A 14,891-nucleotide genomic window follows, 5' to 3' on the forward strand; every position below is an offset into this window, starting at 1 on the left:
CTTAAGAATTATTAAGGAGGGAAGCTGAGTGAACAAAGCTGAATTGATCTCAGTGATGGCAGAAAAGAGCGGATTGACCAAAAAAGATTCGGAAAAAGCTCTGAATGCCTTTATCGAAGCGGTATCCGAAGCTCTGGCGAAGAAAGATAAGGTCCAGCTTGTTGGATTCGGTACCTTTGAGGTAAGGGAGAGAAGCCCGAGAAAAGGCCGCAATCCTCAGACTGGAGAAGAAATTGACATTCCTGCGGCTGCCATTCCTGCTTTTAAAGCTGGCAAGGCCCTGAAAGATATGATAAACAAATAGAAGACCGCAATAATATTTTGGTTTCATGGGTAAATGATAGGCTCGAAGGGGCCTATTTTTTTTTATTCCCCGATAATTAATTCTTCATTTTAGAAAAATACTAATATCGTAGCTGGTTCAATAAAAAATCGGACCTGGGGGGCTCGGATATGAGGACGAAACTGCGGGTTTTGCTGGTCATGGTTTTAATATTGACTTTGGTGCTCCCCGGATGCAGAGGGAGGCAGGGCGCCGAAAAGACTCACGAACTTCCGAAAATTCCGGACAAGATAAGCCGGGGGCAGGGCAAAGAGCCGGAGCTTGTAGTGTATGAAGTAGAAAGCGGGCAGAGGAAAAAGATGAAACTGGAAGATTATGTGGCGGGCGTCGTGGCCGGAGAAATGGAAAACAACTGGCCGGTGGAGGCCCTCGCGGCCCAGGCGATACTGGCCAGGACCTACGTCCTGGAATTCGTCCAGGACAAAGGGGCTTCTAAGTTCGGAAATGCCCATATTTCTACCGACTTTGAGGAGGCTCAGGCCTGGAATCCCGGCAAAATTAACGATAGAATAAAAAAAGCGGTAGAAATGACTAGGGGAGAGGTTATATCGTATAAAGGGAATTTCGTCAAGGCCTGGTTTCATTCCCATGCGGGAGGCCTTACGGCTACCGCCAAGGAAGGATTGAATTACAAGGAAGAAGAGCCGCCGTACATCGCGGTGGTTAAATCCCCCGATGAGAACGCGGGGCCTGAAGGCAAGCGGGTATGGAAGGCCGTTTTCAGCAAGGATGAATTGAGGCGCCTTTTGAGGGAAAAACTCGGTCAGGATACCGGGGAAATCAACGAAGTATCCGTGGTGGAAAGAGGACCTTCGGGCAGGGCGACTAAGATAAAGATAGGCAATGCCGTCGTGCACGCCGCGGATCTGAGGACGGCCCTGGACCCGATGAGGATGAGGTCTACTTTGCTTACGAGTTTGAGGATAGAGCAGGACAAGGTCGTGATGGAAGGCAAGGGTTTCGGGCACGGCGTGGGGATGTCCCAGTGGGGCGCCCGAGTTCTTGCGGAGCGGGGGAAGTCCCCGGAGGATATAATAAAGTATTATTTCAAGGGCGTGGAAATTGTGAAACTGTGGGATTAAAAGCGTCATAAAATAAATCCCTCCCTAATATAATTTCCTAGGGGGAATTATTTGGAAGGGAGGGTTTTTTGTTGGAAGAAAAAAGGTCCTCCAAGCACAGGCTCGTTTTAAACGACAGGGAAATTTTAGAGATTAACGGTGTGCTAAATGTTGATAAATTCACCGATGAGGATATAGTAGTCTCTACGGAAAGGGGCACGCTCAACGTGAAGGGAGAAAAGATGCATATGAAGCAGTTAAATCTGGATGAAGGCGTGATAGTCGTAGAAGGTTATGTGAAGACGATTTCCTATACGGAAGAAATTCCGGCTGCGGAAAAGGGAAAGGGGTTTTTAAACCGTCTTTTTAGGTAAGGGCCGCGGACGGCGAAGGAAGGAAAAAGCTTATGAATATAGCCGATGTGGATGTTCAGCTGCTTTTCCTGGCGGGTGCCCTATCGTCGGGAATTATAGCCGGACTTTTTTTTGATATATACAGGAGAATAAGGAGGTTCTTAAGGCCGGGGCCTTTTTTGACGGCCGTGGGCGACTTCGCATACTGGGCCTTTACGGCTCTTGTGACTTTTTACATAATATACAAAATAAATTACGGACAGGTCAGGGGTTATCTTTTTTTGGGGTTTGCCACGGGACTTTTGGTGTACAGCTCTGCCGTAAGTCCTTATTTTATAAGGATTTCCATTAAGTTGGAAAGGATTTTTTTAAAAACGGCCTGCTTTCCGCGGAGAATTTTTGGGCTCACAATGCGATGGAAAGCAGTAAAGCTTTTAAAGAGAATCGTAGAAGAAACCCGGAGGCTGATGGCTAAAAGGAAGTATTAAAAGGAGGATTTTTGAAGGATTCATCGAATTTAATATTAAAAGGAGGGCTTGCGGTGGGCGCGAAAAAGAAGATTAAAATAGGCAGGGTGCTACTTTTAATTTTTTTGGTCTATTTCATTTATACCTTTACTGTTCAGCAGTTTAAAATCAACGATTTGCGAAGGCAGGAAATGGAACTCAGCCGGGAGATAAACCGGCTTTCGGCTGAAAGAGAAAAGCTAAAAAAAGAAATCGAGCTTTTGAATACCGAAAGTTATATAGAAGAATTGGCAAGGGACCAGCTCGGTTTGGTCAAGCCCGGCGAGATACTTTATAAGGTGTCGCCCGGGCGCTAAGGCGCTAAAGCCAAATTTTTATTGACTTAAGTTTGATGCATGGAGTATAATAAAAACATTGAGTGTAATCTTTGAAGGAGGAATACTTTTATAATGCCTGTAGAGGTAGGACAAATCGTAGAGGGGAAAGTTACGGGAATAACCAAATTCGGGGCTTTCGTGGAGCTGCCCGAAGGCGTCACGGGGCTGGTGCATATTTCGGAGGTGGCGGACGGATTCGTAAAGGATGTAAGGGATTATCTAAGCTGCAACGACGTGGTAAAGGTAAAGGTCATCGCCATATCCGAGGATGGGAAGGTCAGCCTTTCGATTCGAAAGACGCGAGAAAATTCCAGACCCCGGAGAACTAACGCTATGAGCTTTGAAGAAAAACTGGCAAAGTTTTTAAAGGAAAGCGAAGAGCGCCAAAAGGATTTAAAAAAATACGTGACCAAGAAAGGTGCAGGGGGATATAAGCGTAAGGCCTATTAAATGACTGTTGGAAAACATCCAGGGTGAAAGCCCTGGATTTTTAGTTCAATTTTTGAGGACCGGGAGGAGTTTCATGAAAGCGGCTGTCATAGACCTGGGCTCTAATTCTGTGAGGCTTCTTGTTGCAGAGATTGAGAAAGGAAAAATAAACCCAGTATTTAAGGACCTGGTAACAACCCGCCTCGGAGAGGGTGTAGTAAAAAATGGGATGCTCGGCCGGGATTCGATTGAGAAAACTGTATCGGCGGTGGAGGCTTTTAAAAACAAGGCTATGGCTTTCGGCTGCCAGCGCATAATCGCTTTCGCCACCAGTGCCGTCCGCGAAGCCAAGAACGGCGGGGAATTTATGGAAGAATTGAGGCAGAGGGCCGGCCTTGAAGTGAGGCTTCTTTCGGGACGGGAGGAAGCGAAACTTTCGTTCATCGGAGCAAAGGAATCCCTTAAAGTTGAGGGACGGGCCCTGGTTATAGATATAGGGGGAGGCAGCACAGAACTCGCGTTAGGTGAAAGGGAGATAGAACTGGAAGAGAGCCTGCCGATGGGAGCCGTAAGATGGACGAAACAATTTTTGAAGTCTGACCCGCCGAAAAGTGAAGAAATAGCTGCCCTGCAGATGGAGGCGAGGACGCTGCTTTCGGGGTTCGAAAAAAGTTTTGAGAACATGAAAGCCGAGAGAGTGACCGCAATAGGCGTCGGGGGCACTTTTACAACTTTTTCCGCTATTTTTCACAAGCTCGAGGAATATCACTGGTCTAAAGTGCACGGGTCTACCCTCGAATTCGAAGCGGTGGAAGAAATGACGAAAAATCTTTGCGGCCTCGACTCAAGTGAAAGAAAAAAAATTCCCGGCCTTGCGCCGGAACGCGCCGACATTATAGCGGCGGGAGCGCTTATAGCTTTAGAAATAATGAGGTTCCTTGGGCTCAAGTCCATCATCGTAAGCGAGGCGGACTTGATGGAGGGAATTTTGTTGACAAATTAACTTCCCTGTGATATTATTATAAACTGCATGATTATGGACAAAATTAGTCAAACGGTGCGAGGTTGAATAGAACGAACTGAAAATGGTTAATATTATATAGATGAGAAGTAGCGGCAAAAACCAAAAGCAGGTTTAAACTGAGGGCCTTGCTTTTGGCTATTTTTACTTTTATAAAGGGGTGAAAAATGGAATGGTTCGTCCTGTAAAAGTAGGAGGACGCACCCGCTGGAGTTTTGGAAAAATTCAAGAAGTAATGGACCTCCCGTACCTTATAGAGATACAAAAGAACTCTTACGAATGGTTTTTGAAGGAAGGGTTAAGAGAGGTTCTCCAGGAATTTTCCCCCATAGAGGATTTTACCGGCAATCTCGTATTGGAATTTCTGGACTACACTTTGGACAACAATCCCAAATACTCGGTGGATGAATGCAAGGAAAGGGATGTTACATACGCTGTTCCTCTGAAAGTTCGGGTTAGGCTCATAAACAAGGAGACGGGAGAGGTAAAAGAGCAGGATGTCTTCATGGGCGATTTTCCGCTCATGACCGAAAACGGCACCTTTATAATAAACGGGGCGGAGCGGGTAATTGTAAGCCAGCTCGTGCGCTCTCCCGGGGTGTACTTCGACAGGCAGATAGACAAAAACGGCAGGGCCCTCTACATGGGAACCGTAATTCCCAACCGCGGTGCGTGGCTTGAACTGGAAACCGACTCCAACGAAGTCATATACGTGAGGGTTGACAGGACCAGGAAAATTCCCGTAACCGTTCTTTTGCGAGCACTGGGTTACAGCACTAATGCCCAGATTCTGGAACTCTTGGGTGAGGACGAGAAAATCCTCAGGACTCTGGAAAAGGACAATACGGAGAATCAAGAGGAAGCTTTAATCGAGATTTACAAGCGTTTGAGACCCGGCGAGCCGCCGACGGTGGAAAATGCAAGGTCGCTGCTGGAGGCACTGTTTTTCGACCCCAAGCGGTATGACCTGGCGAGTGTGGGGAGGTACAAATTCAACAAAAAGCTCCGGTTGAAAAACCGGATCGTGGGCAAGACAGCTGCGGAGAACATAGAGGACCCTGTAACCGGCGAGCTCTTAATAAAGCAGGGCCAAAAGATTACCCGTCAGATGGCCGAAATGCTCGAACAGCGCAGGATAAACGAAATCAAAGTGCTGGTTGAAGAAGATAAGGCTGTAAAGGTAATAGCCAACGGATATAGGGAAGGTGACGGTCCGGACGTATTCCGCACAGAAAAATACATCACCGTCGATGATATAGTTGCAACCGTCAATTATCTTCTCAACCTCTCTTACGGCATAGGCGACATAGACGATATCGACCACCTGGGCAACCGCAGGGTAAGGTCGGTGGGAGAACTTTTGCAAAACCAGTTCCGCATAGGCCTTGCCCGGATGGAAAGGGTCATTAAAGAGCGGATGACCATTCAGGATGTGGATGCCATAACTCCTCAAGGACTCATCAACATAAGACCCCTGGTGGCTGCCATAAAGGAATTTTTCGGAAGCAGCCAGCTTTCTCAGTTCATGGACCAGACGAATCCCTTAGCGGAACTCACCCACAAGAGAAGGCTCAGCGCCCTGGGCCCCGGAGGACTCAGCCGCGAGAGGGCCGGATTTGAAGTTAGGGACGTGCACTATTCCCATTACGGCCGCATGTGCCCGATAGAAACCCCTGAAGGGCCCAACATCGGGCTTATAAGTTCGCTCAGCACTTACGCCAGAGTCAACGAATACGGCTTTATCGAGACCCCCTACCGCAAGGTTGACAAGGAAAGAGGCGTGGTCACCGACGAAATAGAATACCTGACCGCTGACGAAGAAGACGAATATGTCATTGCCCAGGCCAACGTGCCCCTTGATGAAGAGGGCAGGTTTATTCAAAAGAGGGTTACGGCAAGATACAAGGATGAAACGATACTGGTTCCCGCCGAAGATGTGGACTACATGGACCTCACGCCGAAACAGCTGGTCAGCGTCGCGACGGCCCTCATACCGTTCCTCGAGCACGACGACGCCAACCGCGCCCTCATGGGTTCCAACATGCAGCGCCAGGCGGTGCCCCTGATAACCACGGAAGCGCCGTTGGTTGGCACGGGAATAGAGTGGAGGGCGGCCTTGGACTCAGGCGTCATGATTGTGGCGAAAAATTCCGGCGTGGTGGAAAGGGTTACGGCAAGAGAAATAGTGATTCGGCGGGACAGCGACAACGGCCTTGACGTGTATAAAGTCCACAAATTTATGAGATCCAACCAGGGAACCTGCATTAACCAAAGGCCCATCGTGAGGAAGGGCGACAGAGTAGAAGCTGGCCAGCCCATAGCCGACGGGCCTTCTACCGACCACGGCGAGCTGGCGTTGGGTAAAAACGTGCTGGTGGCCTTCATGCCGTGGGAAGGCTACAACTACGAAGACGCCATTTTAATTTCGGAACGCCTTGTCAAGGATGATGTTTTCACGTCGATTCACATAGAGCAGTACGAGGCCGAGGCGAGAGATACAAAGCTGGGTCCCGAGGAGATTACGAGGGACATTCCCAACGTGGGCGAAGACGCCCTGAAAGACCTGGACGAAAGGGGAATTATAAGGATCGGCGCCGAGGTCCGGGCTGGAGATATCCTGGTGGGCAAGGTGACTCCCAAAGGCGAAACCGAGCTTACGGCCGAGGAAAGGCTGCTTAGAGCCATATTTGGGGAAAAGGCAAGGGAGGTCAGGGACACCTCGCTTCGAGTTCCACACGGCGAATACGGCATCGTGGTGTATGTCAAAGTGTTCAGCAGGGAAAATGGCGACGAACTGCCGCCGGGAGTTAACCAGCTGGTGAGGGTTTACGTGGCGCAAAAGCGGAAGATATCCGTGGGAGACAAGATGGCAGGTCGTCACGGAAACAAAGGGGTAATTTCCAGGATATTGCCGGTGGAAGACATGCCGTTTTTACCTGACGGCACTCCAGTGGACATAGTGTTGAACCCCCTGGGCGTCCCTTCGCGAATGAACATAGGTCAGATACTGGAAACGCACCTCGGTTGGGCCGCAAAGGCCTTAGGCTGGCACGTGGCGACTCCGGTTTTTGACGGTGCCGATGAAGAAGAAATCTTCGAATGCCTAAGGAAAGCAGGTTTGCCGGAAGACGGCAAGATAGAGCTCAGGGACGGACGCACCGGAGAACCCTTCGACAGGAAAGTTACGGTAGGTTACATGTATATGCTGAAACTGGTGCATCTGGTGGACGACAAGATTCACGCCAGGTCCACGGGTCCCTATTCGCTCGTCACGCAGCAGCCCCTCGGCGGAAAGGCCCAGTTCGGTGGACAGAGGTTCGGAGAGATGGAAGTGTGGGCTTTGGAGGCCTACGGTGCAAGCTACACCTTACAGGAACTCCTTACTGTGAAGTCCGATGACGTGATGGGTCGCGTGAAAACTTACGAGGCCATCGTAAAAGGCGAAAACGTGCCGGAGCCGGGAATACCCGAATCCTTCAAGGTCCTCATAAAAGAATTGCAGTCGCTGTGCCTTGACGTAAAGATTCTTTCCGAGGATGCCAAGGAGATAGAGATTAAGGAAACCGATGACGAAGAGGAAGTTGAAGGTCTGGATGTGAATATGGAAGGTCTGGAAGGACAGGGAGAAACTCCGGTGACGGATGAAGAGGAAGAGGAGCCGGAAGAAGAGCCGGAAGAAGAGGACCTGTACGAAGACCTGTTGTCGGATAGGGAATTGGAAAAGGATATGGATTTTGATGAAGACTTCGATGACGGGTTGGATTTTGGAGAAAGCGATGAAGACGATTATTAATCAATGAAGGGAGAGACGCCCTTTGCTTGAACTGAACTTTTTCGATTCCATAAGGATAGGTCTTGCCTCCCCGGAACAGATAAGAGAATGGTCAAGGGGCGAAGTAAAAAAGCCCGAAACCATAAACTACCGAACTTTAAAACCGGAAAAGCACGGACTTTTCTGCGAGAGGATATTCGGCCCAGTCAAGGACTGGGAATGTCATTGCGGCAAATATAAGAGGGTGAAATACAAAGGCGTCATTTGCGACCGCTGCGGCGTCGAGGTTACCAAATCCAAAGTGCGCCGCGAAAGGATGGGGCACATCGAACTTGCCGCCCCAGTATCCCACATCTGGTTTTTGAAAGGCATACCCAGCAGAATCGGGCTAATGCTCGATATGTCACCGCGGGCTTTGGAGAAAGTCATATATTTCGCTTCATACATTGTAATTGACCCGGGCAATACTCCGCTTGCCAAAAAACAGCTCCTAACAGAGAAAGAATACAGGGAATACAGGGAAAAATACGGCAACGCATTCAGAGCTGGTATGGGTGCGGAAGCGATAAAAGAATTACTGCAGGAAATCGATCTGGAAAAACTCGCCAAGGAACTCAGGGCCGAGCTCAAAGAGGCCAACGGCCAGAAGAAAGTTCGCATTTTAAGAAGGCTCGAAGTGGTGGAAGCTTTCAGGAAATCGGGCAACAGGCCCGAGTGGATGATACTCGAGGTAATACCGGTTATCCCGCCGGACCTCCGGCCGATGGTGCAACTGGACGGAGGGCGCTTCGCCACTTCGGATTTGAACGACCTTTACCGAAGGGTTATAAACAGGAACAACCGGCTAAAGAGGCTCCTGGACCTGGGTGCACCCGACATAATAGTTCGCAATGAGAAGAGGATGCTCCAGGAAGCCGTTGACGCGCTCATAGACAACGGCCGGAGGGGAAGACCCGTAACCGGTCCCGGCAACAGGCCCCTGAAATCGCTGAGCGATATGCTGAAAGGCAAACAGGGGCGCTTCAGACAAAACCTTCTGGGTAAGCGCGTGGACTATTCGGGCCGTTCGGTAATCGTGGTCGGTCCCGAGCTTAAACTCTACCAGTGCGGACTCCCCAAGGAGATGGCCTTAGAGCTTTTCAAACCCTTCGTGATGAAGAAGCTGGTGGAGGAAGGGTACGCCCACAACATAAAGAGCGCAAAAAGAATGGTGGAAAGGGTAAAACCCGAAGTGTGGGACGTGCTCGAGGATGTCATAAAAGAGCATCCGGTGCTCTTAAACAGGGCTCCCACGCTTCACCGCCTGGGCATTCAGGCTTTCGAACCGGTGCTGGTGGAAGGCAGGGCCATCCAGATTCATCCGCTGGTCTGCACGGCGTACAACGCCGACTTCGACGGCGACCAGATGGCCGTCCACGTCCCCCTTTCGGCCGAGGCCCAGGCAGAGGCCAGACTCCTCATGCTTTCCACCAACAACATGCTGAAGCCCGCCGATGGAAAACCGGTAGTTACGCCGACGCAGGATATGGTGCTCGGCATATATTACCTTACCATCGAGCGGGACGGCGTAAAAGGGGAGGGCAAGTATTTCTCCTCTCCCGAAGAAGCTGTCCTGGCATATCACATGGGCGAGGTATCCCTCCACGCCAAGGTCAACGTAAGGGTGACGAAGGAAATCAACGGGCAAAGGCGTTCGAAAATAATTAAGACCACACCGGGCCGTATCATATTCAACGAGTGCATACCGCAGGACCTCGGCTTTGTGGACCGGAGCAAGGAAGAAAACCTCTTCGAGCCGGAGCTCAACACGCTGGTTGACAAAGGCAAGCTCGGAGAGATAGTAGACCGCTGCTACAAAAAACACGGCACGACCAAAACCGCCGAGATGCTAGATAAGATAAAGGAATTAGGTTTTCATTTCGCCACAAAGGCCGGCATAACCATCGGCATCACCGACATAGAGATACCGAAGGACAAGGAAAAAATCATCTCCGAGGCGGAAGAGCAGGTCGATCAGGTAGAGCTCATGTACAGGCGAGGTCTCATTTCCGACGAAGAACGCTATGAAAAGGTCATCGAGATATGGGCCAATGCCACAGACCGCGTCACGGAAAGCCTAATGAACAGCCTCGATAAATTGAATCCGGTTTACATGATGGCCAATTCCGGCGCAAGAGGTAATAAGCAGCAGATAAGGCAGCTAGCCGGCATGAGGGGTCTTATGGCCGACACAGCCGGGCGCATCATAGACCTGCCGATTAAGGCCAATTTCAGAGAAGGGCTTACCGTGCTGGAATACTTCATATCAACTCACGGCGCAAGAAAAGGGCTTGCCGATACTGCTCTAAGGACCGCCGACTCAGGTTACCTGACCAGGCGCCTGGTGGATGTCAGCCAGGACGTGATAGTGAGGGAACTGGACTGCGGCACCACCGAAGGCGTTACTGTAAGGGCTATAATGGACGGCAATGAAGTGATAGAAACCTTAAAAGAGCGAATTGATGGACGGTACGCTTTGGAAGATGTGGTGGATCCCAAAACTGGGGAAGTGCTGGTCAGGGCCAACGAAATGATTACCGACGAAATTGCGGATAAAATAGTGGCCGCAGGCATCGAGGAGGTAAAAATCCGTTCTGTTTTCACCTGCAGGACGCGCCACGGCGTCTGTGCCAAGTGTTACGGAAAGAACTTAGCTACCGGAAAGCCAGTGGAGGTAGGTGAAGCAGTTGGAATCATAGCTGCCCAATCCATCGGAGAGCCCGGAACGCAGCTTACCATGAGGACGTTCCACACCGGCGGAATCGCCGGATACGACATAACTCAGGGTCTTCCGAGGGTCGAAGAATTATTTGAGGCAAGAAGGCCGAAGGGCCAGGCGGTCATCGCGGAAAACTCCGGCACGGTGAGGATTCTGGACACCAAGAAAAAGAGGGAAGTTGAGGTTACCGGCGACGACGGAGAAGTCAGGGTTTACCAGATTCCCTACGGGGCGCGGCTAACGGTGGAAAACGGCAGCCGGGTGGAAGCTGGAGACCCCTTGTGCGAAGGCCCCATAAATCCCCACGACATATTGAGGATAAAAGGTGTGGGAGGCGTTCAGGCTTACCTGTTGCAGGAAGTGCTCAAAGTCTACCGGATGCAGGGAGTGGATATCAACGATAAGCACATCGAGATCATAATCCGACAGATGCTGCGCAAGGTGAAAGTAGAAGATCCGGGAGACACCGACCTTTTGCCTGGAGAACTGGTGGATATTTTCGAATTCGAAGAGATCAACGAGCGCGCAAAACGCGAAGGTAAAAAACCAGCAGAGGCAAGGAGGGTCCTCTTGGGCATAACGAAAGCATCGCTTGCCACCGATTCGTTCCTGTCCGCTGCATCTTTCCAGGAAACAGCGAGAGTTCTGACGGAGGCGGCCATAAAAGGCAAGATAGACCCGCTTATCGGACTTAAGGAAAACGTAATAATAGGAAAGCTTATACCTGCGGGTACCGGCATGAAGCGTTACAGGAACATCAAAATAAACGTGGAGGGTCAGGGGCAGGAAAACCAAGCCGCGAACCAGCAGTAAAACTTTGTTGACACTGACCTCCGATAATGCTAAAATATATAAGTGCGTGCTCAAGCTTCACAAAAAGCGATGAGCTTGAGGAGGGCATGGAATGCTTAGCAAATTAAAAAATGCCCCCAAGAAGACGGTAGGGACCAAACAGACGTTGAAGGCTGTCGAGAAAGGTCAGGCAGCGGTAGTGTTTATAGCTGAGGATGCAGAAGAGCACGTAGTTGCCGGGTTAAAAGAACTGTGCCGGGCCAAAGGGATCGAAATAGTACCGGTAGCTACGATGAAGGAACTGGGGGAGGCGTGTGGCATCGACGTAGGGGCAGCATCGGCTGCGATATTAAATCAACAATAGAAAACAAAAGATGCCCCTATTATGGGGCATCCTTTTTTGCTAACTTAGGAAGGAGGTGTAACAATGCCGACGATAAACCAGTTGGTAAGAAAAGGAAGGAAGAAGGTGGCACACAAATCCAAATCTCCTGCACTGAGGGGATGTCCGCAAAAGCGGGGAGTGTGTACCGTTGTAAAGACCACAACTCCTAAAAAGCCCAACTCCGCTTTGAGGAAGATAGCGAGGGTGAGGCTTACCAACGGTGTGGAAATTACAGCTTACATCCCGGGTATAGGTCACAACCTGCAGGAACACTCGGTTGTGTTGGTAAGAGGCGGCAGGGTGAAGGACTTGCCTGGTGTAAGGTACCACATCATCCGCGGCGCATTAGATGCTGCAGGAGTCGCCAACAGGAGACAGGGCCGTTCCCTTTACGGGGCTAAAAGGCCGAAGTCTTAATTGGAAGGAGGGAAGAGAATGCCAAGGAAAGGTCATGTCGTTCGAAGAGATGTACCCGAGGACCCCATATATAAGAGCAAGTTAGTGACCAAGCTCATCAACAAACTCATGTACGACGGGAAAAAGAGCATCGCCCAAAAGGCCTGCTACAGAGCTTTTGAAATAATCCGCGAAAAAACCGGGAAGGATCCGCTGGAAGTTTTCCACGAAGCTTTGAAAAACGTGATGCCCGTCCTCGAGGTAAGACCCCGGAGGGTGGGCGGAGCCACCTATCAGGTGCCCATAGAAGTGCCCGAGCACAGGAGAATTTCCCTGGGTATCCGCTGGCTCGTGGAGTATGCCCGCGTGCGCAGCGACAAGAAGACAATTCAGGAGAAATTGGCCGCCGAGATAATGGATGCTGCTAACGGGACAGGCGGTGCTGTGAAGAAGAAGGAAGAAACTCACAGGATGGCCGAAGCCAACAGGGCTTTTGCCCATTACCGGTGGTAATACGAAGCGATTGTTGGTCATTTTCGCCATTTTATACGGAAAGGGGTGTAGCACATGCCTAGACAGATTCCGCTGAACAGATTGAGGAATATAGGGATAATGGCTCATATAGACGCCGGAAAGACCACTACTACCGAAAGAATTCTGTTTTACACCGGAAAAGTGCACAAACTTGGCGAAGTTCACGAAGGTACCGCCACCATGGACTGGATGGTGCAGGAGCAGGAAAGAGGTATCACCATAACTTCGGCTTCCACGACCTGTTATTGGAAGGACCATCAGATTAATATCATCGATACGCCAGGCCACGTGGATTTTACGGTAGAAGTGGAAAGGTCCCTGCGCGTGCTGGACGGGGCTGTTGCGGTGTTCTGCGCAAAAGGCGGCGTGGAGCCCCAGTCCGAGACGGTATGGCGGCAGGCGGATAAATACCATGTTCCGCGGATAGCGTATGTGAACAAGATGGACATAATCGGTGCGGATTTTTATAACGTAGTAAAGCAGATTAAGGAAAAATTAGGGGCCAATCCCGTGCCGATTCAGATACCCATAGGGTGTGAGAACGAATTCAGGGGAATTGTGGACCTGATCGGCATGAGGGCTTATATCTATACCAACGATCTGGGAACGGACATTCAGGTCACGGAAATTCCTGAAGAGGTAAAAGAAAAAGCGGAAGAATACAGGGAGAAATTGCTCGAATCCATGTCAGATCTGGACGAAGCCATTATGGAGAAATTTTTGGAGGGCAAAGAGATAACGGAAGAAGAAATAAAAGCGGCTCTCAGAAAAGCGTGCATAGAAGTAAGAGCCGTTCCGGTGCTTTGCGGTTCTTCTTACAGAAATAAAGGCGTGCAGCTTCTTTTGGACGCGATAATCGACTACCTGCCTTCACCCCTTGACATACCTCCGGTAAAGGGAGTGGACCCCGCAACCGGTGAAGAAATCGAAAGGATTGCCAGCGACGACGAAGCTTTTTCAGCTCTGGCATTCAAAATTATGAGCGACCCGTATGTGGGTAAATTGACCTACTTCAGGATTTATTCCGGGACTTTGAAGGCGGGTTCTTACGTGTATAACTCCACGAAGAATAAAAAGGAGAGAATAGGCAGGATTTTAAGGATGCACGCAAACCACAGGCAGGAAATGGAAGAAGCCATGACGGGGGAAATCGTTGCAACCGTCGGCCTGAAGGATACCACCACGGGCGATACGCTGTGCGCCGAAGACAAGCCCATAGTCCTGGAATCCATGCAGTTCCCGGAACCGGTTATTTCGGTAGCCATTGAGCCCAAAACCAAGGCCGATCAGGAAAAGATGAGCATCGCCCTCCAGAGGTTGGCAGAAGAAGACCCGACCTTCAGAACCTACACCGATCCGGAAACGGGCCAGACCATCATTTCCGGCATGGGAGAACTGCACCTGGAGATAATAGTCGACAGGATGTTCAGGGAGTTCAAGGTTCAGGCCAATGTGGGCAAACCTCAAGTGGCATATAAAGAAACCATCAGGAAGGCCGTCAAGGCGGAAGGAAAGTACATCCGCCAGACTGGTGGCCGCGGCCAGTACGGTCATGTGTGGCTTGAAATCGAGCCGCTTGAGCCGGGCAAGGGCTATGAATTTGTCAACAAGATCGTCGGCGGCGTAATTCCGAAGGAATATATACCGGCCGTTGACGCCGGCGTGCGCGAAGCCATGCAAAACGGCGTCCTTGCAGGATACCCGGTAGTGGATGTAAAGGTGACGCTCTTTGATGGTTCATACCACGAAGTTGACTCTTCGGAAATGGCATTCAAAATAGCAGGTTCGGTAGCTTTCAAGGAAGCGATGAAGAAAGCCGATCCGGTTCTCTTAGAACCCATAATGAAAGTTGAGGTCGTGGTGCCCGAAGAATACATGGGCGACGTCATAGGCGACCTGAATTCCAGAAGGGGACACATAGAAGGCGTCGAAATGCGGGGCAACGTTCAGGTCATAAGAGGTTACGTGCCGCTCGCAGAGATGTTCGGATATGCGACTGACCTCAGGTCCAAGACACAGGGCCGGGGCACGTACACCATGCAGTTCTCGCATTACGCCGAAGTGCCCAAAAACATTGCGGAAACCATTATAAACAAATAGCCTGAAAAGGAGGAAAAACGATGGCAAAGCAAAAGTTTGAGAGGAAAAAGCCTCACGTCAACGTAGGAACGATAGGTCACGTAGACCACGGGAAGACCACGCT

14 protein-coding genes are annotated in these 14,891 nt (G+C 50.3%); all 14 read left to right on the plus strand.

All coding sequences use genetic code 11. From position 1 onward, the window contains the following. The first annotated feature begins 28 nt into the window (after nucleotides 1-28). Nucleotides 29-304 carry an HU family DNA-binding protein gene (locus tag AN618_RS09780; RefSeq protein WP_066354454.1) on the plus strand — a complete coding sequence of 92 codons (276 nt, stop codon included), beginning with the start codon at nucleotides 29-31 and terminating at the stop codon, nucleotides 302-304. A gap of 149 nt (nucleotides 305-453) precedes the next feature. Next, nucleotides 454-1,425: a SpoIID/LytB domain-containing protein gene (locus AN618_RS09785; protein ID WP_066354457.1), complete on the plus strand. Its 972-nt coding sequence runs from the start codon at nucleotides 454-456 to the stop codon at nucleotides 1,423-1,425. A 71-nt stretch (nucleotides 1,426-1,496) separates the two neighbouring features. Next, entirely contained in the window at nucleotides 1,497-1,778 is a 282-nt protein-coding gene (gene yabP / locus AN618_RS09790; RefSeq protein ID WP_066354458.1) for a sporulation protein YabP, read from the plus strand. Nucleotides 1,779-1,810: 32 nt separating this feature from the next. After that, complete coding sequence (gene yabQ / locus AN618_RS09795) at nucleotides 1,811-2,245, plus strand: spore cortex biosynthesis protein YabQ (RefSeq protein ID WP_066354461.1); 435 nt, start codon at nucleotides 1,811-1,813, stop codon at nucleotides 2,243-2,245. Between the two features lie 53 nt (nucleotides 2,246-2,298). Continuing rightward, nucleotides 2,299-2,580 carry an FtsB family cell division protein gene (locus tag AN618_RS09800; protein WP_245628480.1) on the plus strand — a complete coding sequence of 94 codons (282 nt, stop codon included), beginning with the start codon at nucleotides 2,299-2,301 and terminating at the stop codon, nucleotides 2,578-2,580. 93 nt (nucleotides 2,581-2,673) lie between these two features. Continuing rightward, a complete protein-coding gene (locus AN618_RS09805) occupies nucleotides 2,674-3,051 on the plus strand; it encodes a S1 RNA-binding domain-containing protein (protein WP_066354464.1) in 378 nt (125 codons plus the stop codon). Between the two features lie 73 nt (nucleotides 3,052-3,124). Further along, nucleotides 3,125-4,033 carry a Ppx/GppA phosphatase family protein gene (locus tag AN618_RS09810; protein WP_157081708.1) on the plus strand — a complete coding sequence of 303 codons (909 nt, stop codon included), beginning with the start codon at nucleotides 3,125-3,127 and terminating at the stop codon, nucleotides 4,031-4,033. 190 nt (nucleotides 4,034-4,223) lie between these two features. Further along, nucleotides 4,224-7,844: a DNA-directed RNA polymerase subunit beta gene (rpoB, locus tag AN618_RS09815; protein ID WP_066354467.1), complete on the plus strand. Its 3,621-nt coding sequence runs from the start codon at nucleotides 4,224-4,226 to the stop codon at nucleotides 7,842-7,844. Nucleotides 7,845-7,866: 22 nt separating this feature from the next. Continuing rightward, nucleotides 7,867-11,394, plus strand: a complete 3,528-nt coding sequence (gene rpoC, locus AN618_RS09820; protein WP_066354470.1) for a DNA-directed RNA polymerase subunit beta' — start codon at nucleotides 7,867-7,869, stop codon at nucleotides 11,392-11,394. Between the two features lie 91 nt (nucleotides 11,395-11,485). Then, nucleotides 11,486-11,737 carry a L7Ae/L30e/S12e/Gadd45 family ribosomal protein gene (locus tag AN618_RS09825; RefSeq protein ID WP_066354472.1) on the plus strand — a complete coding sequence of 84 codons (252 nt, stop codon included), beginning with the start codon at nucleotides 11,486-11,488 and terminating at the stop codon, nucleotides 11,735-11,737. A gap of 63 nt (nucleotides 11,738-11,800) precedes the next feature. Next, nucleotides 11,801-12,175 (plus strand): 30S ribosomal protein S12, encoded by a 375-nt coding sequence (rpsL, locus tag AN618_RS09830; RefSeq protein WP_066354474.1) that lies wholly within the window; start codon nucleotides 11,801-11,803, stop codon nucleotides 12,173-12,175. 18 nt (nucleotides 12,176-12,193) lie between these two features. After that, nucleotides 12,194-12,667, plus strand: coding sequence for a 30S ribosomal protein S7 (gene rpsG, locus AN618_RS09835; protein WP_066354477.1), 474 nt, complete (start codon nucleotides 12,194-12,196; stop codon nucleotides 12,665-12,667). Nucleotides 12,668-12,721: 54 nt separating this feature from the next. Beyond that, nucleotides 12,722-14,788, plus strand: a complete 2,067-nt coding sequence (gene fusA / locus AN618_RS09840) for an elongation factor G (RefSeq protein ID WP_066354480.1) — start codon at nucleotides 12,722-12,724, stop codon at nucleotides 14,786-14,788. 20 nt (nucleotides 14,789-14,808) lie between these two features. Then, nucleotides 14,809-14,891, plus strand: an 83-nt coding sequence (locus tag AN618_RS13755; RefSeq protein ID WP_245628482.1) for a GTP-binding protein, incomplete at its 3' end; no start/stop codon positions are given.

Origin of the sequence: Fervidicola ferrireducens, from assembly GCF_001562425.1 — a bacterium.
GTDB classification, from domain to species: Bacteria; Bacillota; Thermosediminibacteria; order Thermosediminibacterales; family Thermosediminibacteraceae; genus Fervidicola; species Fervidicola ferrireducens.

What these genes read in the sequence shown, in the direction of transcription:
- AN618_RS09785 (WP_066354457.1), top strand. Translation starts at nt 454, where the DNA reads ATGAGGACGAAACTGCGGGTTTTGCTGGTCATGGTTTTAATATTGACT.
- yabQ (WP_066354461.1), top strand. Translation starts at nt 1,811, where the DNA reads ATGAATATAGCCGATGTGGATGTTCAGCTGCTTTTCCTGGCGGGTGCC.
- AN618_RS09805 (WP_066354464.1), top strand. Translation starts at nt 2,674, where the DNA reads ATGCCTGTAGAGGTAGGACAAATCGTAGAGGGGAAAGTTACGGGAATA.
- AN618_RS09810 (WP_157081708.1), top strand. Translation starts at nt 3,125, where the DNA reads ATGAAAGCGGCTGTCATAGACCTGGGCTCTAATTCTGTGAGGCTTCTT.
- rpoB (WP_066354467.1), top strand. Translation starts at nt 4,224, where the DNA reads ATGGTTCGTCCTGTAAAAGTAGGAGGACGCACCCGCTGGAGTTTTGGA.
- AN618_RS09825 (WP_066354472.1), top strand. Translation starts at nt 11,486, where the DNA reads ATGCTTAGCAAATTAAAAAATGCCCCCAAGAAGACGGTAGGGACCAAA.
- rpsL (WP_066354474.1), top strand. Translation starts at nt 11,801, where the DNA reads ATGCCGACGATAAACCAGTTGGTAAGAAAAGGAAGGAAGAAGGTGGCA.
- rpsG (WP_066354477.1), top strand. Translation starts at nt 12,194, where the DNA reads ATGCCAAGGAAAGGTCATGTCGTTCGAAGAGATGTACCCGAGGACCCC.
- fusA (WP_066354480.1), top strand. Translation starts at nt 12,722, where the DNA reads ATGCCTAGACAGATTCCGCTGAACAGATTGAGGAATATAGGGATAATG.